This window comes from Betaproteobacteria bacterium (assembly GCA_016194905.1).
Taxonomy (GTDB): Bacteria; Pseudomonadota; Gammaproteobacteria; order Burkholderiales; family JACQAP01; genus JACQAP01.
Genome location: JACQAP010000015.1, coordinates 1 through 24,759, shown reverse-complemented (window position 1 = coordinate 24,759; position 24,759 = coordinate 1). Strand labels below are relative to the sequence as shown.

Annotated in this window: 27 protein-coding genes and 2 pseudogenes; 9 read left to right on the top strand and 20 right to left on the bottom strand. The window is 59.9% G+C overall.

The window, feature by feature from the left end; genetic code table 11:
* Window positions 1–177 precede the first annotated feature (177 nt).
* The 5 genes from HY067_09355 (at window position 178) to HY067_09335 (ending at window position 3,614) form a co-directional block, all read left to right on the top strand.
* Window positions 178–852 carry a DsbA family oxidoreductase gene (locus HY067_09355; protein MBI3528163.1) on the top strand — a complete coding sequence of 225 codons (675 nt, stop codon included), beginning with the start codon at window positions 178–180 and terminating at the stop codon, window positions 850–852.
* 97 nt (window positions 853–949) lie between these two features.
* Window positions 950–1,093 carry a hypothetical protein gene (locus HY067_09350; protein ID MBI3528162.1) on the top strand — a complete coding sequence of 48 codons (144 nt, stop codon included), beginning with the start codon at window positions 950–952 and terminating at the stop codon, window positions 1,091–1,093.
* Window positions 1,094–1,232: 139 nt separating this feature from the next.
* The gene (locus tag HY067_09345; GenBank protein MBI3528161.1) at window positions 1,233–1,901 is read left to right on the top strand and encodes a twin-arginine translocation signal domain-containing protein; all 669 of its coding nucleotides are present in this window, start codon (window positions 1,233–1,235) and stop codon (window positions 1,899–1,901) included.
* Window positions 1,902–1,908: 7 nt separating this feature from the next.
* Window positions 1,909–2,742: a c-type cytochrome gene (locus HY067_09340; GenBank protein MBI3528160.1), complete on the top strand. Its 834-nt coding sequence runs from the start codon at window positions 1,909–1,911 to the stop codon at window positions 2,740–2,742.
* 17 nt (window positions 2,743–2,759) lie between these two features.
* Window positions 2,760–3,614 (top strand): endonuclease/exonuclease/phosphatase family protein, encoded by an 855-nt coding sequence (locus tag HY067_09335; GenBank protein ID MBI3528159.1) that lies wholly within the window; start codon window positions 2,760–2,762, stop codon window positions 3,612–3,614.
* A 78-nt stretch (window positions 3,615–3,692) separates the two neighbouring features.
* On the opposite strand, the gene HY067_09330 is transcribed toward HY067_09335, so the two are convergent.
* Window positions 3,693–4,085 carry a cupin domain-containing protein gene (locus HY067_09330; GenBank protein ID MBI3528158.1) on the bottom strand — a complete coding sequence of 131 codons (393 nt, stop codon included), beginning with the start codon at window positions 4,083–4,085 and terminating at the stop codon, window positions 3,693–3,695.
* Between the two features lie 353 nt (window positions 4,086–4,438).
* On the opposite strand from HY067_09330, the gene HY067_09325 reads away from it, so the two are divergent.
* Window positions 4,439–5,110 (top strand): hypothetical protein, encoded by a 672-nt coding sequence (locus HY067_09325; GenBank protein MBI3528157.1) that lies wholly within the window; start codon window positions 4,439–4,441, stop codon window positions 5,108–5,110.
* Between the two features lie 44 nt (window positions 5,111–5,154).
* Here the strand turns inward: HY067_09325 and HY067_09320 are convergent, their stop codons facing one another.
* The 5 genes from HY067_09320 to selD form a co-directional block, all read right to left on the bottom strand.
* On the bottom strand, window positions 5,155–6,639 hold the full coding sequence (locus tag HY067_09320; GenBank protein ID MBI3528156.1) for a diguanylate cyclase: 1,485 nt from the start codon (window positions 6,637–6,639) through the stop codon (window positions 5,155–5,157).
* Between the two features lie 190 nt (window positions 6,640–6,829).
* On the bottom strand, window positions 6,830–7,408 hold the full coding sequence (locus tag HY067_09315; GenBank protein MBI3528155.1) for a DUF1415 domain-containing protein: 579 nt from the start codon (window positions 7,406–7,408) through the stop codon (window positions 6,830–6,832).
* Between the two features lie 267 nt (window positions 7,409–7,675).
* A complete protein-coding gene (locus tag HY067_09310) occupies window positions 7,676–7,999 on the bottom strand; it encodes a YkgJ family cysteine cluster protein (protein ID MBI3528154.1) in 324 nt (107 codons plus the stop codon).
* Between the two features lie 29 nt (window positions 8,000–8,028).
* Window positions 8,029–8,514 carry a glutathione peroxidase gene (locus HY067_09305; protein MBI3528153.1) on the bottom strand — a complete coding sequence of 162 codons (486 nt, stop codon included), beginning with the start codon at window positions 8,512–8,514 and terminating at the stop codon, window positions 8,029–8,031.
* A gap of 76 nt (window positions 8,515–8,590) precedes the next feature.
* Window positions 8,591–9,646 (bottom strand): selenide, water dikinase SelD, encoded by a 1,056-nt coding sequence (gene selD, locus HY067_09300; GenBank protein ID MBI3528152.1) that lies wholly within the window; start codon window positions 9,644–9,646, stop codon window positions 8,591–8,593.
* Between the two features lie 64 nt (window positions 9,647–9,710).
* Here selD and mnmH point away from each other — a divergent pair, with 64 nt between their 5' ends.
* The gene (gene mnmH / locus HY067_09295; GenBank protein ID MBI3528151.1) at window positions 9,711–10,778 is read left to right on the top strand and encodes a tRNA 2-selenouridine(34) synthase MnmH; all 1,068 of its coding nucleotides are present in this window, start codon (window positions 9,711–9,713) and stop codon (window positions 10,776–10,778) included.
* A 35-nt stretch (window positions 10,779–10,813) separates the two neighbouring features.
* Here mnmH and HY067_09290 read toward each other — a convergent pair whose 3' ends face one another.
* From HY067_09290 to HY067_09255, 8 genes and pseudogenes are all read right to left on the bottom strand, one after another.
* A complete protein-coding gene (locus tag HY067_09290; protein ID MBI3528150.1) occupies window positions 10,814–11,728 on the bottom strand; it encodes an SMP-30/gluconolactonase/LRE family protein in 915 nt (304 codons plus the stop codon).
* Between the two features lie 22 nt (window positions 11,729–11,750).
* Window positions 11,751–12,974: pseudogene (locus HY067_09285) on the bottom strand (AbgT family transporter).
* A gap of 127 nt (window positions 12,975–13,101) precedes the next feature.
* Window positions 13,102–13,296, bottom strand: a pseudogene (locus HY067_09280) (heme-binding protein).
* Window positions 13,297–13,433: 137 nt separating this feature from the next.
* The gene (locus HY067_09275) at window positions 13,434–14,978 is read right to left on the bottom strand and encodes a M36 family metallopeptidase (protein ID MBI3528149.1); all 1,545 of its coding nucleotides are present in this window, start codon (window positions 14,976–14,978) and stop codon (window positions 13,434–13,436) included.
* 19 nt (window positions 14,979–14,997) lie between these two features.
* Complete coding sequence (locus tag HY067_09270) at window positions 14,998–15,972, bottom strand: SDR family oxidoreductase (protein ID MBI3528148.1); 975 nt, start codon at window positions 15,970–15,972, stop codon at window positions 14,998–15,000.
* Between the two features lie 98 nt (window positions 15,973–16,070).
* Entirely contained in the window at window positions 16,071–16,508 is a 438-nt protein-coding gene (locus HY067_09265) for a hypothetical protein (protein MBI3528147.1), read from the bottom strand.
* Between the two features lie 136 nt (window positions 16,509–16,644).
* Complete coding sequence (locus HY067_09260) at window positions 16,645–17,118, bottom strand: methylglyoxal synthase (GenBank protein ID MBI3528146.1); 474 nt, start codon at window positions 17,116–17,118, stop codon at window positions 16,645–16,647.
* Between the two features lie 151 nt (window positions 17,119–17,269).
* A complete protein-coding gene (locus HY067_09255; protein MBI3528145.1) occupies window positions 17,270–18,247 on the bottom strand; it encodes an HDOD domain-containing protein in 978 nt (325 codons plus the stop codon).
* A 230-nt stretch (window positions 18,248–18,477) separates the two neighbouring features.
* Between HY067_09255 and HY067_09250 the strand changes: the two genes are divergently transcribed.
* Complete coding sequence (locus tag HY067_09250) at window positions 18,478–18,849, top strand: hypothetical protein (GenBank protein MBI3528144.1); 372 nt, start codon at window positions 18,478–18,480, stop codon at window positions 18,847–18,849.
* Between the two features lie 60 nt (window positions 18,850–18,909).
* Here the strand turns inward: HY067_09250 and HY067_09245 are convergent, their stop codons facing one another.
* Window positions 18,910–19,329: a GFA family protein gene (locus HY067_09245; protein ID MBI3528143.1), complete on the bottom strand. Its 420-nt coding sequence runs from the start codon at window positions 19,327–19,329 to the stop codon at window positions 18,910–18,912.
* 294 nt (window positions 19,330–19,623) lie between these two features.
* On the opposite strand from HY067_09245, the gene HY067_09240 reads away from it, so the two are divergent.
* On the top strand, window positions 19,624–20,085 hold the full coding sequence (locus HY067_09240) for a hypothetical protein (protein MBI3528142.1): 462 nt from the start codon (window positions 19,624–19,626) through the stop codon (window positions 20,083–20,085).
* 48 nt (window positions 20,086–20,133) lie between these two features.
* On the opposite strand, the gene HY067_09235 is transcribed toward HY067_09240, so the two are convergent.
* The 5 genes from HY067_09235 to HY067_09215 form a co-directional block, all read right to left on the bottom strand.
* The gene (locus HY067_09235; protein MBI3528141.1) at window positions 20,134–20,334 is read right to left on the bottom strand and encodes a hypothetical protein; all 201 of its coding nucleotides are present in this window, start codon (window positions 20,332–20,334) and stop codon (window positions 20,134–20,136) included.
* A gap of 77 nt (window positions 20,335–20,411) precedes the next feature.
* A complete protein-coding gene (locus tag HY067_09230) occupies window positions 20,412–21,218 on the bottom strand; it encodes a DMT family transporter (protein ID MBI3528140.1) in 807 nt (268 codons plus the stop codon).
* Window positions 21,219–21,263: 45 nt separating this feature from the next.
* Entirely contained in the window at window positions 21,264–22,220 is a 957-nt protein-coding gene (locus HY067_09225; protein MBI3528139.1) for a hypothetical protein, read from the bottom strand.
* Between the two features lie 323 nt (window positions 22,221–22,543).
* Window positions 22,544–23,158: an HAD family phosphatase gene (locus HY067_09220; GenBank protein MBI3528138.1), complete on the bottom strand. Its 615-nt coding sequence runs from the start codon at window positions 23,156–23,158 to the stop codon at window positions 22,544–22,546.
* A 12-nt stretch (window positions 23,159–23,170) separates the two neighbouring features.
* Window positions 23,171–24,508 carry a TIR domain-containing protein gene (locus HY067_09215; GenBank protein MBI3528137.1) on the bottom strand — a complete coding sequence of 446 codons (1,338 nt, stop codon included), beginning with the start codon at window positions 24,506–24,508 and terminating at the stop codon, window positions 23,171–23,173.
* Window positions 24,509–24,759: the final 251 nt, after the last annotated feature.

Below are 24,759 nucleotides of genomic sequence, written 5' to 3'. Positions count from 1 at the left end.
CCCTTTGGTCCTCTCCGTAAGAAGAGAGAACTTGTGAGCGTAACCTGAAAAATTTAATATCGAGCGCAGGTATCAACCAATCGCGCGGCTTCTCAACCCCCTCTCCCCTAGCGGGATACCCAGGCGAAGCCGGGAGTACCCATTTAGAGGGCCGGGGAGAGGGGGAGCCGGAAGGAAATGTCTATGTCTTTTCAAATCGATGTTATTTCCGACGTGGTTTGTCCCTGGTGTTTCATCGGCAAGCGCAACCTCGAGCGCGCGCTGGAAACCTGGCGCGCGACGCATCCCGATGAAACGCCTGCGGTGCGCTGGCATCCGTTCCAGCTCAATCCCCATCTTCCCGACAGCGGCGTGCCGCGCAAGCAATACCTCGAGAACAAGTTCGGCGGTCCGGAACGCGCAAAGGAAATCTATGCACGGGTGTCGGCGGCAGGAAAGCGCGCCGGCATCGATTTCGCGTTTGACAACATTCAGGTTCAGCCCAATACCATCGACGCGCACCAGCTGATGCATTACGCCGGCGAACACGGCAGACAAAACGAAATGGCCGAAGCGATCTTCCGCCGCTATTTTGTGGAAGGCGCGGACCTGAGCGACAGGCAGACGCTCGCCGACATCGCACAACAGGCCGGGATGAATCGCGATGAGGTGGCCGCGTATCTCGCCAGCGATACGGATCGTACGCTGATCGAAGAACAGGACCGGCGGGCACGCGCCATCGGCGTGGAAGGCGTGCCCTTCTTCATATTCAATCAGCGCCTCGCCCTGTCCGGCGCGCAGCCGCCAGAGGTCATTCTCGAGGCGATGGAGAAGGCGTGCGAAGAACTTGCTGCGACGCCGCAACCCGGCTGACGAAACCGGTTGATTCCGCGAACCGGCGGCGCTAGCATGGGTTCAACAACAAGAGCACGAATGTTTGTGACCCTCAACTCCGCCAAGGAGGTGCACCATGTGCTTTGAATTTGAAGCGCTGTACTGGGCAAAGCTGGCCGAAGAGGAAGAGAAAAGGAAAGAGGCCGAGAAACAACGCAAGGCTGCGGAAACGAAGCCGCAGAGACAACCCGCCTACGACGAAGACCTGCTTCCTGTCTGATTCCAACCAGCGACGCCCCATTCCGAACCCCGCGCAAGCGGGGTTTTGTTTTTGTCCACGCCCTGGCCAGGATGACTTTGCCGGATAATGTTTGCGGCAAACCTGTTATCACTCCACCTCGAACGGAAAGGACTCGAAAATGTCGGAATCGAAATCTCTGTTGCAGCGACGCGACTTCCTCGGCGGCATCGCGGCTACCGCGGCCGCAATCGGCCTGGGCGATCTGATCGCGAGCGCGCAAGCCGCGGACTCCGGTGCGGGTACCGAATTCCAATCCTGGCTCGACGGCATCCGTGGTCAGTACCGGCAGGTCTACGACGCCCCCTCACCCAACAATGGCTTCGCGTTGATCTGGTCGCACGTGTTCCTGATGACCGGAGCGCAGGGATATAACGTGCCGGAAAGCGAACTCGGTGTGGTCGTCGTATTGCGGCATTCGGCGATCCCGATTGCATTCAGCGACGGCGTGTGGGAGAAATACAAACTCGGCGAGTATTTTAAAATCAGCGACCCCGCCACGAAATCACCCGCTGTGCGCAATCCCTTCGCCCATATCAAGCCGGGCGATATGCCGCTACCCGAGGCTGCCCTGGAAAAACTCGTCGCACGCGGTGTCCGTATCGCCGTGTGCAACACCGCGATCCACCATCAGAGCGCCCGCCTGGCGCAACAATTGGGATTGCAACACGAGTCCATCAAGCAGGACTGGCTGGCGGCGGTCCTGCCTGGAGTGCAGGTCGTTCCTTCCGGCGTGCTGGCGGTCAATGGTGCGCAATCGAAAGGCTGCAGCTACTGCTTCGCGGGCTGATTCGACGATGATTCAGCGAGGACACCGCGTCCGCGCATCGACGATCGCGCTGGCGATCGTGACGTGTTGTATCTGCGCGCCGATCACGGCAGCCGAAGATGACCGCTATCCAGGATGGCGTGACGCTCCGGATCCGGACGGACCGGTTGGGGAGGCGATCGCATTTGGGCGGCGCATCCTTGCGCATACGCCAGCAAACGCTCCGGCGTATGCGGGCAGCGCGCTCAACTGCACCAGTTGCCATCTCGATGGCGGACGCACGCCGTGGGCGGCGCCGTGGGTGGGCATCTGGGGGGTGTTCCCCGAATATCGCAGCCGCAACGCGAAAGTCAACGCATTGCAGGACCGCATCAACGATTGCTTCGAGCGATCCCTGAATGGCCGACCCCTGCCTCCCGAGAGCCGGGAAATGATCGGCATCCTGGCGTACATGCAATGGCTGTCGCGCGAAGTGCCGACGGGAAAAAGCGTTTCCAGTCGCGGATTCCTGCGCATCAAAAGCCCGCAGGCACCGGACCCGGAGCGCGGAGCGCGGGTCTATGCGCAGAAATGTGCACTCTGCCATGGCGACGCGGGTCAAGGCACACACACCCCTTCCGGCGAAACGGTTTATCCGCCGCTGTGGGGGCCGAAATCGTTCAACGTCGGCGCCGGCATGGCGAGGCTCAATACCGCCGCAGCCTTCGTCAAGGCCAGCATGCCCCTCGGCCAGGGCGGCTCACTGAGCGATCAGGAGGCGTTTGACGTTGCCGCGTTTTTCATCCGGCAACCACGGCCGGATTTCCTCAGGAAATTGGAGGATTGGCCCGAGGGCGGAAAGCCGGACGACGCCCGCTACTGACTCGCGCTGCAAATCCGATGAAACTCATCACCTGGAATATCCAGTGGGCGCGCGGGATCGATCTCGCGGTCGATCTGGCGCGCATTGCGCGCACCGCCCGCGAGTTCGCCGACTTCGACCTGCTATGCCTGCAGGAAGTCGCGGTGAACTATCCCGGGCTGCCGGGAAGCCGCGGCGAGGACCAGGTCGCGGAATTGTCGCGTGCGTTACCTGGCTTCAGCGCGCATTACGGCGTTGCGACCGATGTCGATGACGGCAAAGGCGGTCGCAGCCTGTTCGGCAATCTGGTTTTTTCGCGATTGTCCGTGATCCAGATTTTCCGGCACCTGCTGCCCTGGCCCGCGGATCCCGCGGTGAAAAGCATGCAGCGCAGCGCTATCGAAGTGGTGGTGCAGGCCCCAAGGGGTCCAGTGCGCGTCACAACGACTCACCTGGAGTATTACTCGTCGATTCAGTGCATGGCGCAGGTCAGTGCGCTGCGCGCACTGCATCAGGAGGCATGCAGCCACGCATCAGCTCCTCGCGTTCGGGACGATGCCGGTCAGCCCTTCCAGACCCTGCCGCGACCGCCTTCGGCCATTCTCACCGGGGACTTCAATTTCAGACCGGAAGGTCCGGAGTATCGGCGCATCACGGCGCCATTCGATGCCGGCACTGCACCCGCTCTCATCGATGCATGGACACTTGCACATCCCGGAATTCCCCATGCGCCGAGTGCCGGAGTCCACGAAGACAGTTGGGCCAAGCCACCCTTTTGCTGCGATTTCATTTTCGTGACCGCCGATCTCGCTGAGCGAGTGCGCGATGTAGCAATCAACGCGCAAACGCAGGCCTCCGACCATCAGCCGGTATTGATCGAAATCGCGGATTGACGGTTGGGAGACAAACTGCCGCGAATCTCAGTGCCTTCGTGGTAGTACTTTCAGTTGCCGTTGCGCGCAGATCCATCCTCAGGACGCCGTCGTACCCCATTTACCCGGCACCGGTACGGCCTCTTCCGGACCCGGCCACGGCGGCATGGTCACGCCGACCGCCGCAAGCGCTGCGCCGTCTTCAGCCCGGAACTGGAAATGCGTTCCCACCGGAATGGTGACGCAGACTCCGGATTCGAGCGCGACAACTTCCTCCCGCCCATTCCAACTGCGCCACATTTCTCCGCGGCCGGACAGCACGAACCAGATCTCGTCCACAGTGCGGTGACGGATCGCCTTCGAAGCGTGGCCACCGGCAAGTTCGAAGTGGGCCATTCCGCCGCGCGGCGTTTTCAACAGCACGCGAACGTCGGAACCGTCGGGCGCGACGATGTCGGGCATTGGCGGCAGCCGTTTGGTTTCGAAGTTCATACCTTCCCCTCAACCCTGGCCTGTTTTTCCGGTTGGATTGTCGCTTAATCCGGCCTGCGCGCAAACGATCCAGTCGCGACTTGCAGGGTCCTTATCGCGGACGCGGCACCGCGCCATCCGCGCCGGCCGGATGGAACGACGAACCGGACCGCGCGGAAGCTATCCATCTGTTTAACACCGCGTTTTAGCCGGAATTTCGACATCGACACTTGATCGGATCCGAAGGATAGTATGGATCGATGACATTCCGGCAATGACCCGGCCAGATTGGCCACGAACGACACAACGGACCTTCCACCGTCGCCATCCTTACCCGGCGTTTACCATAGCGACTGGCAACTGCGTTCCCACCCATGATCAACAAGGCAAACAAGCGCTTCGCGAACCGCAGATACCTCGGCATGTCGGTGAGGGAGTTTGCCATGCTGAAGCGGCTGGACACGCCGCAGGAAATCCAGGTCTTCCTGAACGCGACGCCGATCAATCACGAGCTGGATGGCGAAACCATCCTGTCCGTTCGGGAAGTGTTGCGGCAGCGCCGCGCACACTGCATCGAAGGCGCCTTTCTGGCGGCGTGCGCGCTGTGGATTCATGGCGATCCGCCGCTGCTGGTTCATCTCGACTGCGATCTGAGCGATTTCCCTCACGTGATCGCTGTTTTCCGCCGCAAGGATTGCTGGGGTGCGATTTCCAAGACCAATGGCACGCCGCTGCGCTATCGGGATCCGGTCTACCGTACGCTGCGGGAGCTGGCGATGTCGTACTTCCACGAGTATTTCAACAAGAGGTATCAAAAGACATTGCGCAGCTATTCGCGGACATTCGATCTGCGAAGAGTCGATCCCTCCCTTTGGGTCACGAACGAAGAAGCATGCAACGAGGTTCACGATCGCCTGGTAAAGGCGCGGCATTACACTCTTATCTCGGCAGCGCAGGAGCGCCTGCTGGCACAACGCGATGCCTTCGAGCGCAAAGCGTCGAAACTGGTGCAGTATCCAAAGCCGCGCTCACTGAACCGCCGTTAAGGCGCAAGCGGCGAAACCTGCACACATCGCGCCGACCCCACCATCTACGTGATCCCAGCCATGGCAGTCCTGTTGCGGCCGGACTCTTTGGCCTGGTAGAGGGCGGTGTCGGCGGCCTTGAGCACGGCGGCCACCGAGTCGCCGTCTGCCGGAAATTCCGCGACCCCCATCGAAACGGTGACACGCGCCAGGTTTTTGCCTTTGCAGACGAATTCATGGTCCGCTATTGCCTTGCGCACGGCTTCCGCCCGGGCAAAGACGATCTCCTTGCTCGCCCCATGCATGATCAGCGCCAGCTCCTCCCCGCCATAGCGGCAGGCCACGTCCTCGGACCTGAGCTTCGAGCGCACCAGATCCGCAATCTCCACCAGCACGAAGTCGCCGACATCGTGCCCATGGGTATCGTTGTATTGCTTGAAGTGGTCGATGTCCACCATGATCACGCCCAGTGGTTTTCCGGCCCGCTTGCAATTCGACAATTCACGGGCCAGCGTTTCCTCAAGGTAGCGCCTGTTGAACAAGCGCGTCAGCGGATCCCGCACCGACCGCTCGCGCAGCGCTTCGCGAAGTTTCAGGCTGACGAGCGCCATCGCCAGGTTGTCCGCCGCCATTGAAATAAGACGGGATCGGGATTCCACCGACCTTCGCATGAGGCCGGCACCGTCACCGCCATCGCCATCCCCGCGACCGAGCGTCACGGAAAGCACTCCAATCATCTCGCCCTGCGCAATTGCCGGCGCGCAGACGTAGCCCTGCCTGGAGCCTTCGGCTATGTGCTTGCACACGATCACGTCCGTCGACCCGTCTACCACGTGGACCTTGCCTTGCCGCAAAGCCCAGCAGTCGTCGGGGGAAATTGCCTCCACTGAAAAACATTCAGCGTCGCCCCACTGGGCCACCGATTCGACCCTGCTGTGGTTTTCGTTGAACAGATAGAGTGCCCCCGCGTATTCGGCGAAGATCCTGCGGGCGAAATGTGCAACGATGGAATGCGTTTCCTCCAGCGACCGGCACACCTGCAGGTAGGAATTCAATTCGTTGATGAGCTGCATCTCCAGATTGTGCTGCGTCAGTTCCAGCTGAGAGACGCGCAACTGATTTTCGTGATTCTTGCGATCGGTAATATCAGTGGAGGCGCCGATGAATCCGGCAAACTTCCCGTCCTTGCTGATGTAGGGCTCGCCCGTGTCGAGCACGTACCGGTATTGGCCGTCCGCCCGACGCAGCCGGTACTCCATCTCGAACGACTTGTGCGCCCCGAATGCCTCTTCGAAAATCCTCAGGCAGGGTTCCAGGTCGTCGGGATGCAGGGCCTTGATCCACGCATCGCCGCCCACGCGTTGGGTTGACGTCCCTCCCACAAATTTCATCCATTTTGAATTGGTGAAGACGACCTTGCCTTCCGCATTGGTCAACCACAGCATCACCGGTGCATCTTCGGCGACGATTTGAAAGTCGGTATCAAGGACTAATGACTGACGATCGGATTCCGGCTGGTCGCTGGTGCGCGTGCTGGCATTTTCGTCCATGGCGGCGGCTCCTTACGCGGACGTGAGTTTAGGAGACAGATTCTGTGAACTCGGGAAAGCGTTTCGCGTTTCGGCCCCGACTACACTCCGCACCGCGGAGAGGCGGTCAATTACGGACAAAGCTATTCTATGCCCTGGAGTCGGTCAGGATCGCACTTCCATGCCCGGGCCACGGAACTGACCCGGGTTGCTATGTCTTTTCATCCTCCCTGGACGATTCGGCAAGCCACAGCCGACGCCAGCCCTCATGCCCGAGGCGGCGCAGTGTCTCGATGTTTTTCCGATAAATCGCCGTGGTGTCCGGATGGGTGGTGACCGCACGCTCGACGCTCGATTCGCGTAACAGATGCAGCATGGGATAAGGCGAACGATTGGTGTAGTTCTCGATATCGTCCGGCCCGGCATCTTCGAACTGGTAGCGGGGATGAAAACTCGCGACCTGGATCACGCCGTCGAGTCCGAGTTCACTGACCGCGTCGTCGGCCCGTTCCAGAAATTCGTTGTAGTCCGGAAAATCGGCCAGGACATGAGGATGGATCAGCAGGGTCGTCTCGCATTGCACCGGGTCGGCGGAGTCCAGTGCGCGCAACTCCGCCATCAGCTCTTCGAGCAGCCTGGCCGGCCAACGCGCGTCGCTGACGAAATACCGGATACGGTTGTTCAGATGGACCGGCTTGGCGAACGGGCACAGGTTGAGACCGATCACCGCCCTCTCGAGCCAGGTTCGCGTCGCAGAGACGACTTCTTCAGCGTCAGGCCGGGCGTTCATTGTCGTGGAACTTGTTGGTTAACCTGTCGAAAGTGGTAACTGAAAATCTCACCACGAAGGCACGAAGACACGAAGAAAACCGAGAACAAGTGTTTCTGTTCGAACCTCGTTGAATCAGTGAAGTGGGTATCGGACCAATGAAATCCGTTTCTCTACATCCGCACGCGAATTCAGGAAATGCGTCTGCTTCTCTTCGTGTCTTCGCGCCTTAAGGTGAAACACTTACGGCTGAAGCTGTCGTGGTGAGTCCCGATGTTAACTCAACAGCTATGGTCTCACGACAATCAGCTTTTCCTCATCGAGTGCCAGGCGCTCGGTCAGGCATTCGCTTTCGCCGACTGCAAATTCGCGACACACCCCCGGCCGGCGTTCGTATATCCGGCACAACATCGTGACCCTATCCACGGCGGCACACCAGCCATCGTCGAGGCGTTTCATGACTTGTCCGCCCCATTGGTCCGTTGCGACGAATTCGGCCGGAGGATCGTCGTCGCCCATCAGGATGACTTCCAGCTTGCAGCAACACGCTCTGCATGTGGCACAGGCAACGGCCCCACCGCTGGTGGTTCCCGGATTTGCTTGATCGCTCATTGCGTGTCAGAACTCCGCGGAATCGGACTTCAGGCTGCCAGCAGCTTCGCGATGTCCGCCGCGATGTTCCGCGGCTTCGTCCACGAGCCGTAGCGCCTGACCACGTGCCCATCCCGGCCGACCAGAAACTTGGTGAAGTTCCACTTGATCGCGTGGGTGCCGAGAAAGCCCGGCGCAGTGGAAGTCAGCCATTTATACAGCGGATGCGCACCGGCGCCGTTCACATCGATCTTGTCGAACATCGGGAAGGAAATCCCGTAATTTTTCCGGCAGAAGGACCCGATCTCGTCCGCTGCGCCCGGTTCCTGCTTGCCGAACTGATTGCAGGGAAAACCCAGCACGTCGAAGCCTTTTGCGTGAAAAACCTGCTGCAGTTCTTCCAGCCCCGCGTACTGCGGCGTAAAGCTGCATTGGCTGGCCGTATTGACCACGAGCGCGACCTTGCCGCGAAAGGCATCCAGCTTGACCGGCTTTCCCTCCAGGCTGGTAGCAGAGAACGCATACAGGTCGGTCATTCGAACCCTTCCCTTTCTCGACGTGCAACGGGACCTCGCACTCCGGCTGGGCAAGGTCCCGGCAATTATTTTCCCGCTAGCCAATTGTCAACGCCGCGTCGCCCCGCGTCATGACGCCGATCTTCGTCGCAGCCGCAAAGCCCTCGGATCTGAAAATGCGCAGCACGTCGTCCGCCGCCTCGGGCGCGCACGCCACCAGCAGGCCGCCCGAGGTCTGCGGATCGGTGACGAGATTGCGCTTCCAGTCCGCGAAATCCCCAGGGCATTTCACTTCATGGCCATAGCCCGCCCAGTTGCGCCCCGATGCGCCGGTGGCCATACCCTGCTTCACGCATTCCAGTGCGTCTTCGAGCACAGGCAGATCGTCGAAGCGCACGGCGGCTCCCAGTCTGGAGCCGCGGCAGATTTCGAGCAGATGGCCGCCGAGGCCGAAACCCGTTACATCGGTCATGGCGTGGACACCCGGCAGGTCCGCGAGCTTCAATCCCGGCGTATTGAGCTGCGTCGTCGTGGCCAGCATCTGCCGATAGCCGTCGGGCGAGAGTTTCCCCTTCCTCAGCGCGGCGGAAAGGATGCCGATACCCAGCGGCTTGCCGAGGATCAGCACGTCACCCGCCTTCGCGCCGCTGTTGCGCTTGACCTTGTCCGGGTGCACGACGCCGAGCGCAACCAGGCCATAGATGGGCTCGAGCGTGTCGATGGAATGGCCGCCAGCGATCGGAATGCCCGCGATCGCGCACACCGACTCACCGCCTGCGACAATGCGCTGGATGGCTTCGACGGGAAGTTTCTCCAGCGGCATGCCGACCAGGGCCAGCGCGAAAATCGGCTGGCCGCCCATGGCGTACACATCGGAGATCGCGTTGGTCGCCGCGATGCGCCCGAAGTCGAATGGATCGTCGACGATGGGCGTAAAGAAATCGGTGGTGGCGATAATGGCCTGTTGGTCGTTGAGGCGATAGACCGCCGCGTCGTCGCTGGTCTCGATGCCGACCAGCAGATCCTTCGGGATCGCGCGCAGCGGCGTCCTGGCGAGAATCTCGGACAGCACGGCCGGTCCGATCTTGCAGCCGCAACCACCGCCGTGGCTGAACTCGGTGAGACGGATGGGGCGTTCCGCGGGTGCGTTCATCTGAGCCGTCGAGTCAGGGTCGGGTCGCTTAGAATACCCCACTCTCCATTCTGGTACTTCATCGGTGAGGTACGAAAGCAGCGTCGACCTGGCACAGCTCGACGACTTCGACGAAGTCGTCGATGTCCGCTCGCCCGCGGAATTCGCCGTCGACCATGTCCCCGGCGCGGTGAACTGCCCGGTGCTCGGCAACGAGGAGCGTGCCCGGGTTGGTACGGTTTACAAGCAAATCTCGCCGTTCGAAGCGCGCAAGATCGGCGCAGCGCTGGTGGCGAAGAATGTGGCGCGGCATCTCGAGACGCATTTCGCCTCGCGCGACCAGCACTGGAAACCGCTGATCTATTGCTGGCGCGGCGGCAAGCGGTCGGGAGCGATGACGCTCATTCTGCGGGAGATCGGCTGGGATGCGGCGTCGTTGCAAGGCGGCTACCAGAGCTATCGGCGTGCGATGCTCGCGCAGCTCGAAGAACTGCCGATGCGATACGACTATCGCGTCATCTGCGGCCCCACCGGCAGCGGCAAAAGCCGCCTGCTGCAAACGCTGGCGGCGCGCGGCGCACAGGTCCTTGACCTCGAAGCGCTGGCGCGGCATCGCGGCTCGGTGCTCGGCGACCTGCCCGGCGATCCGCAGCCCGCGCAGAAAATGTTCGAAAGCTTGGTCTGGAGCGCGCTGCGAAACTTCGATGCGACACGCCCCGTCTTCGTCGAGGCGGAAAGTAGAAGGATCGGCGCACTGCGCGTGCCGGAAGCGCTGCTGGAACGCATGCGCAAATCGAGCTGTGTGCGCATCGAGGCGCCGGTGGCGGAGCGGGTGCGCTTCCTCATCGCCGAGTACCGGCATTTTCTGGCTGAACCGGCATGGCTGAAGACGCAATTGTCGCGGCTGACCGCGCAGCATTCCAAGGCCACCGTCGCGCGCTGGATCGCGCAGATCGACGCGGGAGAATGGGAGGTTCTGGTCGGCGACCTGCTCGCGACCCACTACGATCCGGCTTACCTGCGTTCGATGAGAAACAACTATCCGGGTCTGGTGGATGCGGCGCTGCTGAACGCCGCTTGCCTGGACGATCCAGGGTTCGAGCTCGGCGCCTGCGCATTGCTCAGTCCGGCCTTCCTGGCTGCGCGTGCGTAAATAGACGGGTCGCGCTGCTGAGCGCGGACACCGCCTCAGGTGTGCGAGTACATGAGCTTGCCGGGTGCATCGAGTTGTGCCTTGAGAATGGTCCCGCTGGCCGATTCCGTGATGTAGAGCGTATTGCGGTCCGGCCAGCCGAAAGCGACATTGGTGGTGTGCGTGCCCATGCACGACCTGATCCGGTGCACCGGCTCCCCCAGGGAATTGAAGGTCCACACCGATCCCATGCCCACATGGGCCACGATCAGTCCGCCTTCCTCGTCCAGGGCAAGGCCGTCCGGTCCGCCGCCGCCCGAGAGCTGGATGTACAAACCGACTTTGGCAATGCCGCCTTCGCGCACGAACGGCACTCTCCACACGCAATTGCCACGCGTCACGGCAACGTAGAGCTGCGACTCGTCGCGGTTCATGACCAGTCCGTTGGGGCTCGGTATGTTGTCGAGCAGACAAGTCAGCGCGCCCGTGGGACTGAGGCAAAACAACCGCCCGGTCGGATCATGCAGTCCGGTCAATCCCTGGTCGGTGAAGTACAGGTCGCCATTGGATGCAAAAAACAGATCGTTGACCCCCTTGAAGCGCGAACCATTCACGTCACGCAGAAACGGCGTGATTCTTCCGCTCACCGGATCGAGCAGCACGATGCCGTTCTTGTGGTCGGCGATGAAGATGCGGCCGTCGCGATGGAACTTCAGGCCGTTCGGCCAGCCGTCGTATTGGGCGATGACATGAAAAACGCCATCGCGGGTCACCTTGAACACGCGGCCATTCTGGATGTCGACGCACCACAGATTGCCTTCCCGGTCGAAAGATGGGCCTTCGAGCAGCGAGCCTGCCGGCGTGCCGACCGGCTGGCGCGCGACCCAGCCGTTGTTCTGGTCGGCAGACTTCAGTTCCTCGGGAAGCCGCGCGAATACGGTGGTCTGCACAATGGTGGGCGGATTGAACAGCATGGATCCTCGTCTGGAGAAATTAATTGGCCGGTCCGGCCACGATGAGGATGCTCATCGCCTTGCCGGAATCCTCGGGATTGCGCAGTAGATCGTTGACCAGCGAGCGTCCCTTCCCCACGGCATCGGGCGTCAGCAAACGATCGCTGATGCGTCCGAGAGCAATGCCCAGGACGGCTGCGCCGGCGTAAGGCACCGCGGTGAACAATCCGGTCCTGACGATGGTCAAGCCGCGTGTCGTTTGCAGATAGCTGGGCAACCAGGTCAGAAACAGATACCGGGTGTAGACCGCGCAACCTTCGGCGAGCGCCAGGCCCCACATGGTGCGCGTGCGCAGCAAGTCCAGCACGCGCGTGGCCCTGGCGCGGCTCTGCAGGGCGCTGGTCTTCGCGTCGCGCTCGCCCGCGGGAATCCACTCGCGCACTACGCGCCCGCCGGTGGGAAACGTTGTTGGTTCGCCTATGCCCATGGCCAGCCGCGTGCCGATCAACGAGACGAAGTTCCAGGAAGCGCCGGTGAGCATGGTCGCCGCCGACCAGATCGTGATGCCGGCTGCATTGATGGTTTTGGTGCCCAGCCGGTGGACTTCGCGTAACGCCGGCAGAACACGACGATGAATCGGCACCATGATCGGTCCGATCAGTGCCCACTTCGCCGACGCGGAACCGATCATCAGATTCACCGAGGCCGAGAGCAGCACGACCCCGATCAGGATAACCGCCATCGGAAAACCCATGGCCTTGAGCCAGCCGGCGCCTTTGATCGCCGTCAGCGCACCCAGGTTGGACTGGCCAAAGGCATAGACGAATTGCGCGCAGAAGAAAGCCATGACCAGGTAGTAGCCCATGCCGCTCATCGACTTGCTCATGCCGGCGACGATGTCGCGGTTGTTGAGCGGATTCACCACCACGGCGGCATCGGTGATGTTCGCCGCCGCCTGGGTCAGGCCGGCAAGCAACGGATCCAGACTGGAGGGCAGGAAGAAGGTCGCGGAGAAACCACCGGAGACACCGGCAAAAGCCGCCGCAATGCCGGCGAGCGGATGGCGGCCGGCCGCATGGAAGATCACCGCGCCGAGCGGAATCACCAGAACATATATCGCGATCGGCTTGCCGTTGCGCGGATCGAGTTCGGTGAAGTTCACTCCCGAAAGCAACCAGGATGCCGCCCACACCACGAGCATCAGCAGCAGGAACAGGATCGCCGGATCGGGCAGCTTGTTGTCGAGCCGCCCGACCGCATCGAGATCGAACAGTCACGGTTTTTCGCCTCGCACTTCTTCGCGCAACCTTCGCGCCTTCGCGGTGAAGACTCCAGGCTTTGGAACCCGAAAGGACAAACTCGGCGATATAGTCGGTAATAAGCTGATCCTCGCGCGCGGCGGTATAGGCCTTTCCCTGCGAAATCCTGATGCTTCTGACCGGCGATCCCTCCATGCGCGCAAAAGCGAGAAGGAACCCCTGGGGATCGCAAACCGAAACGCAGATCGGTCGATTGAATTCCTGCTTCACTCTGGCCATTGCGCGATCGAGCAACTGCCTTGCAATGTCCAGCGTCAATCCCGGCATGATGCACGCTCCCCTGCAAAGTACTGCGGTTGAATAGCCGCCGGCATGCGAACTCGATGATGAATCCAGCCAGACCGCCGTTCCCGCGATGGCGCCGATGGTTCAGCCTTATCCAGGGTTCGTTGCAGAGGCTGCCGCTAGACGGGTCCGATCTTTCTGCGCCGGAAAATTTTCTTCAACGCCGACCCGTGCCGTCCGCCTTCCAGGTTGCGATCGGCGTCCAGGATGGCGCGTGCACCTCTCGCGAAGTCGGTGAAGCCGTCGAGCTGGAAATGGCTTTCCAGAATGAGCCGATCGGCCTTCTCCCGCCCGAGCAACGCCCGCACTTCCCAAAGCATCGCCGACCAGATCTGGCCGTTGACGTGTTCGTCCCCGCTTGGGCGGAAACTCCGGTGGGTCCTCGGGCTGTCGACACGGCGCAGGCAAGGCGGATCGTCGCCGCTGCCAAGTCCGGAAAGCAGGCCGTCCCAGCTCATGACCGAGTTCCGGTAATGCGGGGGTTTGCGCGATTCGAAGAAACTCGCGGCGAAATAATCGCCGAAGCCTTCGCCCATCGCGGCGGCTTCGGCCGACTGGCCGAAATCGGGGCAGATCGCATCCTGGATGGCATGGCCGAGTTCATGCAGAATGGTCTCCGCATCCTCGGCGTCGTCGATGTCGCCGGTACCGAAGGTGAGCATGCGATCGACCGGGCTGTACCAGGAATTGTCGTCGCGAGTGCCATTGACGTTGGCTTTGACCGGCTCGCGGAAGATGGCTCGCGCGCCCTTGTAGCCGAGTTGCTCCAGATAGCGCAGCGCAGAGTCGACATGGTAATAGACCATCACTTCTTCGAAGCCGCGCTCGTGCGAGCGCAACGAGAACTGCAGGTCGGCCTTTCTGACGCGCATGTCGCGCGTAGGCGCGGTCGTGACTTTTTCTCCGGAGAGCGTGCCGCCTCCATCCAGGCCTTCGAGGATGACCTCGCGGTAGGCGACCGGCGGCGGACGGCGCGGTTTCTTCCTCTCGTTGAGCAGCAGCGCATGGTCGCCGAGAGCGGTGACCGGGCTCGGATCGAACACGTGGCCGCGTCCGCGCACGGCCTCGGCCAGGTTGTCGTATTTGTTGAGGATGGCGCCGTTGCGGGCGCTCAGGTAGACAATCCACTCCTCTCGCGGCAAAGCGCGTGTCAGCCGCACCTTCCATGCCGGCACCAGTTCGTTTTCGCGGGGGAACCACAGCCTTTCGGTCTCGCGCACGTCGCTGAGCCGGTCGCGCTTCGGCAGGGAGCGGCGCGCGCGGCGCACGGCCTCGTCGCGGTCGATGTTCTTCTCGAATTTTCCGGGCAGCAGACGCGGCGGCACCGAACGGTTCTTGGAGAGATACACACGTCCGGAACGATCCATATGAACCGTCACGTAACCGCGGTGCACGCGATAGCGGTCGTGAACCTGCCTGAAGATGACGTGCGCGGCGCCCAGGCTGCGGATCACGCGCTGCACGGTGAGTTCGCTGACGCCCTCCTCGAGCTTGAACAGGGCCGCGTTGGCCACTACAAAATCACGCGCGATGCTCTCGGGTGAACCGCCCCGGGCCGCAGTCCGGAAATTCCAGATCTCCTTCGGCGTGTGGTAAACCTTGCCCGCAATGGCTTTGTAGCGCCCGCGCTTCAGACGCAGGCCGGTGCTGTTTTTATCGGACATGTCACTTCCAACACAGTTGTCAGAGTTTGATGCCTTCGCTTGCGATGTAATCCTTCAGGATGGTGTCGATGCCGGTATCGGCGGTGAATCCCATCTCGAGCGCCCGCGGCGTCTTGAAGCGGGCGGGAAACGTTCTGATCATATTCTGGATACGGTCGACCGGCTTGAAGACGACGCGCGCCGCGACCTCGTCCCCGGCGATGCGGCGCAGCGCCTCGACGCCCTCCCTCACCGAAAAGGTGATGCCGGGCAGGCTGATCGCGCGATTCGACCCCCACGCGGATGCCGGCAGGTCGTGGGCATGCACGAAGGCGTCGAGCACCTTGCCGGGCGAAAGGATCCACATCTCGACCGTATCGTCCACGGGGCACTCGCATACCACGCCGTTCAGCGGTTCCCTGAACATGCCGCTCGCAAACGAAGTCGACGCGAGATTGGGTTTGCCGGAACGCACAACGATGGTGGGCAAGCGCAGGCTGCGGCCATCGAGAAAACTTTTGCGCGAATAGTCGGTGACCAGGTACTCGCCTATGACTTTCTGCGTCCCGTAAGAGGTCTGCGGATTCGGCGTGATCGAATCGTCCACCACGGCCGGCAGTTTGCCGCCGAACACGGCCAGTGAACTGCTGAAAACCAGCCGCGGCGGAGACTTCAGCATGCGGCAGGCTTCGAGCAGATTCCGCGTGCCGTCGAGATTGACGCGGTAACCGAGATCGAAATCGGCTTCGGCGCCCGAACTGACCACGGCCGCGAGATGGAACACTGAATTCGTATCGGCATCCATCGCGGCTGCGATGGTGCCCGGCTCCGCGATATCTCCCTTCACGCACACCAGCCGGGGATCAGCATTGGCCGGAAAAGCGGCGTCCATGAGCTTGATCTGCGAAATGGGTGCGGGCTTGCCGTCCGCCCCGGCCAGCGTCTTGCGCTCCAGCAGCCGCAGCGCGAGCCGGTAGCCGAGAAATCCCCCGCCTCCGGTGATGAACACCTTCATGTGGTTTTCTCCAACGGAAAGGAAAATCCTACGCCAAACCGGAAACCTGCCTCTTACTTTGGATTACGTGGCGCGAATCGCAGCACAATCCGGCGGGACTAATCCTTGTGTTTCCCCTTCCCTCTTCCTTTTCCATTGCCACGATCATCACTCGACGCGTCCCCGAGATGGAAGTCGCCGCGCTTGAGCGCGTGGAATTCCGGTGAACCGGGTTTGATGCCCAGATCCTTGGCCATCGCTCCCCAGCCCTTTCCCTTCCCGGCCTGGTAAACCTGCAGCACCCTGTCGGTTGGCTGCCGTGCCATTTGGCCAAGCTGGAATACCATAAAGGCATCGGCGGGCTCCTTGACCGTGCCGATAACCACCTTGACCTGCGCTTCGGGAATACCAAACTGGGCGCTGATCTTGGCGGAAAAACCGGCGAGGTCACTCTTGGCCTTCGCATTGAGCTTGCTCAGAAAACCATCGAGCCCGCCTCCGGCCGTTGCATGCGCGGAGAAAAATAAACAGAACAGCGCAATCAGAATTTTCTTCATGGTACTTTTTCCTCGATATGGATAACCAGGGTAATTCTAGTGCAAGACGGGCTCCAGGCGTAGCGCTTGTCCGAAGCTTCAGGGCTCATCGAAGATGATTGGAAGAACTTTCGTTTTCAACGAGACGAACCCGGCTTCATCGCTCGCCGGGCAGCTTTTGTAAACGCTCGCGGTAACTCTCGTAGTCCGGGAGCGCGCGCTCGTACGACGACGACATCAGAGGCGACGAGATCACGAAGTCGGCCGTCGCCCGGTTGCACGCGACCGGGATGTTCCAGACCACCGCGATCCGGATCAGCGCCTTGACATCGGGATCGTGAGGCTGCGGTTCCAAGGGGTCCCAGAAGAAGATCACGAAGTCGATGAGCCCTTCCGCGATCTTGGCGCCGATCTGCAAGTCGCCGCCCAGCGGGCCGCTCTGGAGTTTGACGATGGGTGTTTTCAGCGCCTCTTCCAGAAGCTTGCCCGTCGTGCCGGTGGCGAGCAGTTCATGGTGGGCAAGGAGATCGCGGTTGTAGCGCGCCCATTCGAGAAGGTCCTGTTTTTTATTGTCGTGCGCGACCAGCGCGATGCGTTTCCGGGATGCGATTTCTGCGGCGATGGCTGTCATGTGAAGGATCCTGGCTGCGAGGAAAGTGCGTATGAGGGAAGCTGCGCAATTTCAGTATAGCGGGGTGTTCCGCGCAAAGCTGGCCGAGCGTCCCGGACGCAGGGGTGGAGCCTGAATGCGGGATTCAGGGGCGCCTTGCGGCACTCGATGTCTACGGGTGGATGGCCGTGGCCAGCATCTCGATGCCACGGCTCTCGGCGGCGACGCGCCCGACCATGACATCCAGTTCGTCGGCGACCCCCAGAGCCGCCAGCGCTGCGGTGATCCGCTCGGTGGCATTGCCAAAACATCCAGGACTGCACGCCTCCGGGTTCTCGAAGCCGGCGCGATCATGGTCCAGGACAGCCAGGTGAAGATGATCGGCGAGGAACACGGTGATCAAGGCCGCCGACTCGGACAACACCGACTTCGAATGATGCCGGGCAGCCACCGTGGCGATATCGGCCGGCGTGCGCCAGCGATGCAGCAACGCGGCGCCGAGGTGCGTGTGTGCCGTCACGAAGCCGGCGTAAAGAGGTCCGCCAAATCCATATCCGGACCGCAGAAACCGGGACATCGGCTCCGGCTGCGCGCAGAGAAGGGCAATCGTCCCCACATCGTGCAAAAGCCCCGCCGCATAGGCCAGCGAACCGTCGACTTCGCCGTCAGGCAACCGCTTGGCAATCTCACGCGCACAGTGCGCCGTGATCAGATATTCGAGCCACAAACCGTGAATCAGCGAAGGATCGGGAAATTTGCAGGCGCCGCGTAACCACTGTGCTGTCAGTTGCGAGAAGGCCGCGGTGAGCACCGTATCGACACCAAGACGTACGATTGCCTCGCTCACTTTGAAAATCGGCTTCGCCGATCCGGCGAATGCAACCGAGTTGGCAAGGCCGAGCATGCGTGCGGTGAGAATCGGATCGCTCTCGATTATTTTTGTGAGGTCGCGGCCGGGCGTGGACGAGTCCTGGTCCAGACTCAGCAGGCTGAGGGCAAGCGGCGAAATCGGCCGCAGCATGGCTCCCGCTTCTGAAAATCGTTCCCAGTTTTCGAACAGGCCGGCAAGGACGTCCTCATCTCCGGGCGACAACGCGCTGTCGGCCTCGGCCGGGTCTAAGGAAAGGATATCGCTCAATACGCTCGTCATCGGAACCTCCTCGATCAGTCCCGTAAACGGCAGCCTGCATCGGTTTCTTGAGGGACAGAGACTCTTGCTTCCGGTCGAGGTCTGGGCGAGACTGCCGCAACCGTTGTTGACGGAGTCCGGTGGACGTGATTGCGGTCGCGCCTTTGCGTCCATGAATCGATTCAATCCCGCAGGTCCGAACCCACCGCACAGCATGAAAAAAGCGGCGGCGCGAGAAAGGGGGAAGCCGAATGAAATGGGTATGCCTCTGGGCGACGGCACTTTGCCTTGTGAATTTTTCGACGGCTGTGGCTCAAGACGCGCCTGATATTGCCATATTCAGTTTTGAAGACATATCGTGCGCTGCGTGGACACGCTCCCGGGGCGACGAGGTCTTGCGTGCCCAATATGGGACCTGGTTTCGCGGATTCGTCTCCGGATACAACTTCGGCAACACGGCGAATCAGGTTCACCTGGGCGCCATGCCGGACCCGGCTGCCGTCGCTCTCTATGTCGACAAATTTTGCCGGGATAATCCACTCCTTTCCTTCGTGGCGGCCGCGGTTCCCCTGGTGCAGGAAAATCGCGAGTTCCGCGTTCCCATCCCTGAACGAAAGCCGTAGGCCGATTCACGGCGACAGTGGTGGCAGCAAAGACAAAGGACCCAGCGAGGGAGCCGGGTTTTATACCGGAGAGCCCTTGTCGAAACACTCCACATCCACCGGCACGGAGATCCAGGGCTGCGCCGAGCGCGTCCAGATATGCCTTTGAATCTTGACCCAGGCGGGGTCGTCGAAAGTTCCTGCGGAAATTCCACGCACACCCGGCCTCCTTTCGGCTGTCCAGGAAACGGTGGTTCCGCAATGCGGGCAGAATTCCAGGCGAATCCAGCGATTGCTTTCATCGGAACGATGCTCGTAGGTCACCCGCGGTCCACCCGACATCTGCACTTGCTCCATTTTGAAAAAGACAGGTTCGGAAAAGGCACTACCGGTACGCCGCTGGCAGAAAGTGCAATGGCAGACCGTCGCCAGCATCGGATCGCCGCTGGTTCGATAACGCACACTGCCGCACAGACAGCCTCCCTCATGAATCTCACTCACGATTTGCGCTCCCGGGTGGAGAGAAATTCGACGGACCCCGACTTCGGCCACTTTACAGCGCGGACCCCATTGTTTACCACCGCCATCCAAGCCGTAGTCCCCTTAAGAAAGTCTGTGCCCTCTTGTGCCTGGTCACGTTTGACGGTGCGAAACCCCTTTCACTTCCAATGCGGTTGACGCGGCCGCAACCGTGGCGTAGTTTCGAATTGTTTTTTGCACACGGGAGGCGACGTCACGTTCATGGGATATCACGCTTTCGTGAAAGTCTCCTTGACCACATTGAAAGGAGCCGAGATGACGCAACGACTGATTTGTCTCATTGGGCTCGGAAGCCGCATCACCAAGCCTCGCGAGGCGATTTGCCTGTTCCTGATCTGGGCAACCGCTTTTGCGCCGATCGCTCATGCCGGCGACCTGGGAATGGCGCCGCAAGCCACGCTCTACGTGGCACTTCCCTTCCAGACGGGAAAAGAGCTCAAGCCGGAATTGGGATTCCGGCTCTCGTACGAATCGGTACTCACTGCCGACCCGAAGTATTCCGCCGAACCCGTGCGCGTGCTGGATTTCCGGCTCCGGCAGGATCGGGATGCGTCCGTGTTGAGCCTGAATGGCGTTCCGTTGAACGCGAAACCGTCGGGCGGAAGATCGGACGACACGACATTCTGGATCGTGGTCGGGGTAGCCATTGGGGTGGCGGCCGTATTGATCATCAGCAACCACGACGGCTGCAATCCCAAGCCGGGCAATCCCTGTTAGGTGAATCGACGCAAAGCCCGGCTATCGCCGTTCTTTGCTGGTTCCACCTCATCCCCCGGCACGCTTGACCGTCCGGCCCTGTTGCCTGAGGGTTTCGATCCCCCGTTCACAGTGATCGCCCTGAACTTCGATCACACCGTTTTTCACCGTGCCACCGGCGCCGCACGCCGTATTGAACTCGCGACCGATTCCGGTAACAGGGCATCCACCCGTGCTCGCTCCAAGTTTGGAGTCATCCTCGATCTGCATTGCTCGCTCCCAACGTGTCCAAGCCTGCTCTCCATTGTTTACATCAAGAGTAACCCGGGTCGGGACTTTCGCGGAACTCAGCCGCCAGGTTTCGGCCTGACCACCACCAATGCTATGCCGCCGAGAACAGCGATGGAGACGCCGAGCAGGCGCAGCGTGATCGGCTCACCGAGCAATATGATGCCGCCGATAGCGGCGATGACCGGCACGCTCAGTTGCACTGTCGCCGCGCTGGTGGCTGTGAGCCCGCGCAAGGCGGCATACCAGATTGCGTAGCCGACTCCCGAAGTCAGCGCTCCGGAGGCAATCGCGTACGCGATGCCTTCTGCGTCCACGCGTGCCATAGTCAACAACACCAAACTTAATATCACCGCGAACGGAACGGCTCGCAGAAAATTACCCGCGGTTGCGGCCAGAGGATCACCGGCGCCTTTGCCGCGCAGCGAATACATACCCCAGGCGATTCCGGCTCCCACCATCAATATCGCGCTGCCCAAAGGCGGCGCGGACAATCCTGGCAGCAACAGGGCGATCAGCCCACCGAGGGCCGTCGCAAGTCCAATGCTCTGCCATCCATTCAGGCGCTCGCCCTTCCACAGTCCGAACAGGATCATGGTGGCCTGCACCGCGCCGAACAGCAGCAATGCACCCATACCCGCGGACAGATCGATATAGGCAAATGAAAAGGCGGCCGCGTAAGCAAAAAGTGCAAGCGCGGAGGTCCAGCTCCCCCTCTGCACGCGACTGCCGGTGCGCATGCTGACGATAAGCCAGAGCGCAATGGCACCGGAGAGCACACGTATCGATGTGAAGGTAGCCGGGTCGATCGCCGTGTGCTTCAGTGCCATGCGGCACAGCAGAGAATTGCCGGCGAATGCAATCATCGCCAATGACGTCAGAAACAATTTTTCCTCGGCGTCATGGGTGACTTACTGACGGATATAGAGGACGGTGTCGATCGTAATGCGGTTGCCTTGCGGCGCAGCCGTGGTAATCATCTCCGGCGGCTGATCGCCCATCTTGATATATAGCTGATTGCCCTTCACGGTGTAACGGCCAGAATTGACAGGGTCGTCGCGCTGTGCGGCGTCGAAGTCGAAGCGGCTGACTTCGCCGCCCGGCACGGTAAGCGTGTCGTAGGCGCGATACACACGGCCGTCTGCGGAAAACAGGTAGTAATGCAAGGCAGGCACATGCTTTCCGTAGCCTACGGGCCGGTTCAGATCCACCACGTATTTCGGCTTCGTTCCCATGTAGAGCCCGGCGATCTTGCCGCCCGCCGGGCCGGGCCCTTCCGTTACCGAGGGTAGCGCCGCCCCTGCCTCCACGCGAAGCGACGCGCCCAACACGTTGAGCGCCGGCAAGGCGCGCTGCCAAGTCGTCATGTTATTGGCGGACGCATCGACGATGGCCGCAATGCCGCCCGAGACGATCACCATCCGCATGTGCTGCCTGGGAATGCCCGCGATGTTCTCGGCAAAGCGCGCGGTGAGAACGACTTGCGCTCCGCGGACACTCCCCAGCCCGAATTCGGGCTGCCCGGCAACATTGGTCTCCTGATACCGGGGATCGATCCATTCGCGCAAAAGCGTCTTCTGAAACATCTGCTCGATGTTCCCGTTGAACGGCCGGAATGGATAGACCTGCACCGTCGCATTGACCTCGTTCGAAGAGTAATCGTCCGGCGGATGGATTGCGCTGCGGTAGAAATTGGGCGGCGGGTCGTAGCGCAGCGTGGGAACCTCTTGCTGCGCAAACGCGTTGGTCATGGCGAGGAATGCGACCAGCGCGCATCCAACTGACAGCCGTGCTCCAAGCCAGAAGGCATAAGGCTCGGCGAGATACGGATCGACGACGGGATTGAACTCGTGACCGATGCCCGTCACAGGGCATCGGTTAGGGCTTGCGATTAGTTTGGGCTGGTCTTCGACTTGCATGCTTGGAGGAAAAGCTTTCTGCCATCGAAAAGGGGGGGTGCTAAGCGCTAGAAAGGTCGAATTTCGATGTTCTTGTCTCAGCAGAACAACGCTTTGCGCTGGTCCGACCCGATTCTGGTTCCGATTCTGGTTCTGGTCTCATATTTTCTACGCTCTCATTTTGCAACATGCCAAGCCTGACCGCGTTGCCCCGCCATTGCTCCGCTAAATTATGCATTTATACAGGCCAAGCCCCATCGTCCGATCTACCGTCGTTTCGTTCAGGCCACCTCCTAGTGCGCTATAGCCAATTGCAGTTGGCTGCACGATTGAAAAACTATCCCCTCCATACCTACTGCGATCGCGGCAGCAACATTTTCAGGATTGTCGTCGATCATTACCGTTTCGCTCGCCTGCACGTTCAAGCTAGCAAGCATCCGCCTGTAAATGGCGGGATCTGGCTTTGCGCAGTGAATTTCGCTCGACACGATGATCACTTCAAATAAATCGCCCAATCGATGTTGATCTAGAATTTCTCGCACGAACAAAGATGGCGAATTTGTCAGAAGCCCCAGTCGATACCGATTCCTCAGTGCTGTAATAAAATCCACTACCTGCCGATCAATACGGGCATAAGACCGCCATTCCCTTTCGATCTGCTTCGCTGGCACCTGTGCAACTTCGGAAAGCATAGAAAACATTTCGTCTTGGGACACTTCACCCAAATCTGCAGCTCGCACAATTTCCGCTTTTATCTTCGCCGCTTCCACCTGGGGCAGATATCGCGCGAGCCAAAATGGCGCCACTTCAGAGCAAACGACACCAAAAAAATCGAAAACTACTGCTCTACATGACATACACCGGATGCCCAGATTAGTGGCAAATTTAATCTCTTCTCCATCAGTCATCAGAAAATCGATCTACGCCAAGATAATTTTTGATGCGCGCGACCCTAAACAATTGCAAAGTTCTTGGCTTTCTTGGTTGTTATCGACAATTAGCTTAAACTCTTCTTCAAGATCGGCGAACTTGTACTCCAGTACTATCCCAATCTTTGAGCTGTCTCCGACAATGAGGCGGGATCCCGAGGCACGCGCGAGATCGATTTTATTCATTGCCTCTGCATTGTCATGGGTAGTAAAGCCTGCGGTTGCATCAATTCCATTCACACCGATAATGCTAAGATCAAAACCACCTATCTGGTCTGCGAGCCTCTGAATTTGCCCCCGCTCAGACCCAAACATTGGAACAATAGCTTGCGTGCTCGGGCGAACTTGTCCTCCTGGCACATATAGGCGAACCGCCGAGAAATTATCGTCAAAGCCCATGCTGACACAGCAATCCGAGATCATATCGGCGATGTTTATGGATGTTGTCGCAATTGTTAACTTGGTCAGCGCTCGATTTTCGATTTTCTTGCATAGAAGACGAACGACCTCCTCAACTGTAGAACCCGCATCGAGGATGATCTTCATACCATTTTGAATAAATCCGACGGCCTTCCTTCCAACCTTCTCTTTCCTCTGATGGTGTACTTCAGATTTCCAGCTTGCATGTTCTTCGAGCAAAAATAGCTCAAACCCATCATAGAGAAGTCCAGGTATAAGGTTACGTTGGACAACGGATGAAAGGACTTTCTCGAATTCATCGGCGCCAATGGGTTCTGCATCCTGCGAATTCACCACATTGCGGAGTGTCTCTCGCGAAATTGGATTCGGCTTTCGATGCGGAAAAACAATCTTTCGGATTAATGCGGCGTGAGCGGAAAGAAGCGCATCCGCATCGGCGATTGTAGCCGAAGGCGTCTTTGGCTTTGGCGTTCGAAGTCGATCCATATCTCTGCACACTAAGGCAAAAAGATCAGACGCAATCGAATCTGCTAGAGCGCGAACGGACGATTCTTGAAAATCTTTTAGCTTAAGGTGTTTCCGATTTTGTATTTCTATACTTCCGATATCTCGAAGTGCGTTTTCCGCAATGACAATCGGAAGCAGAATTGTGCGGCCTAAAATCTTCTCAGCCTGCAATGCCCACTCCAACTCTTTAGCGACCCAGCTAGAGGTAGCTGCGTGCTCGTCGATAAAGAGTAAGACATAGTCCATATCAGACTTAATTGTGGCCTCTATCGACGTGCCAATGTTATCGCCGAAGAGCAGCTGTTTTTCATCAATCCACGAGCCTAGGTAGGCTGGCAAGTATCTTCTTATCTCGCGAACAAGCGGTTTCTGCTTACTGCTGTGACTTAAAAATATTTGCACATCCCACCCTCGTGGCTAAACGTAAGGAACACCAGCGCACTCAAGAATGTATTCATAGCCATACTCGTGCGTGACTGGAGGCCAAGCCTGCAGTATTACATTTGTTTATGCATCTATGCAGGCCCGACCCTCATGGCACTACCTTAAGCATAAGCCCGACGTGCACGGATGATCGCGGCGCGCGCAACCTGTCGAGGTACTGTCAGCAGCGCGTGGTTTTTCGGTCTTCGTTTGATCGCGTGTGGCTCGAT

Coding starts and splice junctions, on each gene's coding strand:
- HY067_09355 (MBI3528163.1), top strand. CDS start 178: ATGTCTATGTCTTTTCAAATCGATGTTATTTCCGACGTGGTTTGTCCC.
- HY067_09350 (MBI3528162.1), top strand. CDS start 950: ATGTGCTTTGAATTTGAAGCGCTGTACTGGGCAAAGCTGGCCGAAGAG.
- HY067_09345 (MBI3528161.1), top strand. CDS start 1,233: ATGTCGGAATCGAAATCTCTGTTGCAGCGACGCGACTTCCTCGGCGGC.
- HY067_09340 (MBI3528160.1), top strand. CDS start 1,909: ATGATTCAGCGAGGACACCGCGTCCGCGCATCGACGATCGCGCTGGCG.
- HY067_09335 (MBI3528159.1), top strand. CDS start 2,760: ATGAAACTCATCACCTGGAATATCCAGTGGGCGCGCGGGATCGATCTC.
- HY067_09330 (MBI3528158.1), bottom strand. CDS start 4,085: ATGAACTTCGAAACCAAACGGCTGCCGCCAATGCCCGACATCGTCGCG.
- HY067_09325 (MBI3528157.1), top strand. CDS start 4,439: ATGATCAACAAGGCAAACAAGCGCTTCGCGAACCGCAGATACCTCGGC.
- HY067_09320 (MBI3528156.1), bottom strand. CDS start 6,639: ATGGACGAAAATGCCAGCACGCGCACCAGCGACCAGCCGGAATCCGAT.
- HY067_09315 (MBI3528155.1), bottom strand. CDS start 7,408: ATGAACGCCCGGCCTGACGCTGAAGAAGTCGTCTCTGCGACGCGAACC.
- HY067_09310 (MBI3528154.1), bottom strand. CDS start 7,999: ATGAGCGATCAAGCAAATCCGGGAACCACCAGCGGTGGGGCCGTTGCC.
- HY067_09305 (MBI3528153.1), bottom strand. CDS start 8,514: ATGACCGACCTGTATGCGTTCTCTGCTACCAGCCTGGAGGGAAAGCCG.
- selD (MBI3528152.1), bottom strand. CDS start 9,646: ATGAACGCACCCGCGGAACGCCCCATCCGTCTCACCGAGTTCAGCCAC.
- HY067_09275 (MBI3528149.1), bottom strand. CDS start 14,978: ATGTCCGATAAAAACAGCACCGGCCTGCGTCTGAAGCGCGGGCGCTAC.
- HY067_09270 (MBI3528148.1), bottom strand. CDS start 15,972: ATGAAGGTGTTCATCACCGGAGGCGGGGGATTTCTCGGCTACCGGCTC.
- HY067_09265 (MBI3528147.1), bottom strand. CDS start 16,508: ATGAAGAAAATTCTGATTGCGCTGTTCTGTTTATTTTTCTCCGCGCAT.
- HY067_09260 (MBI3528146.1), bottom strand. CDS start 17,118: ATGACAGCCATCGCCGCAGAAATCGCATCCCGGAAACGCATCGCGCTG.
- HY067_09255 (MBI3528145.1), bottom strand. CDS start 18,247: ATGACGAGCGTATTGAGCGATATCCTTTCCTTAGACCCGGCCGAGGCC.
- HY067_09250 (MBI3528144.1), top strand. CDS start 18,478: ATGAAATGGGTATGCCTCTGGGCGACGGCACTTTGCCTTGTGAATTTT.
- HY067_09240 (MBI3528142.1), top strand. CDS start 19,624: ATGACGCAACGACTGATTTGTCTCATTGGGCTCGGAAGCCGCATCACC.
- HY067_09235 (MBI3528141.1), bottom strand. CDS start 20,334: ATGCAGATCGAGGATGACTCCAAACTTGGAGCGAGCACGGGTGGATGC.
- HY067_09230 (MBI3528140.1), bottom strand. CDS start 21,218: ATGATTGCATTCGCCGGCAATTCTCTGCTGTGCCGCATGGCACTGAAG.
- HY067_09220 (MBI3528138.1), bottom strand. CDS start 23,158: ATGACTGATGGAGAAGAGATTAAATTTGCCACTAATCTGGGCATCCGG.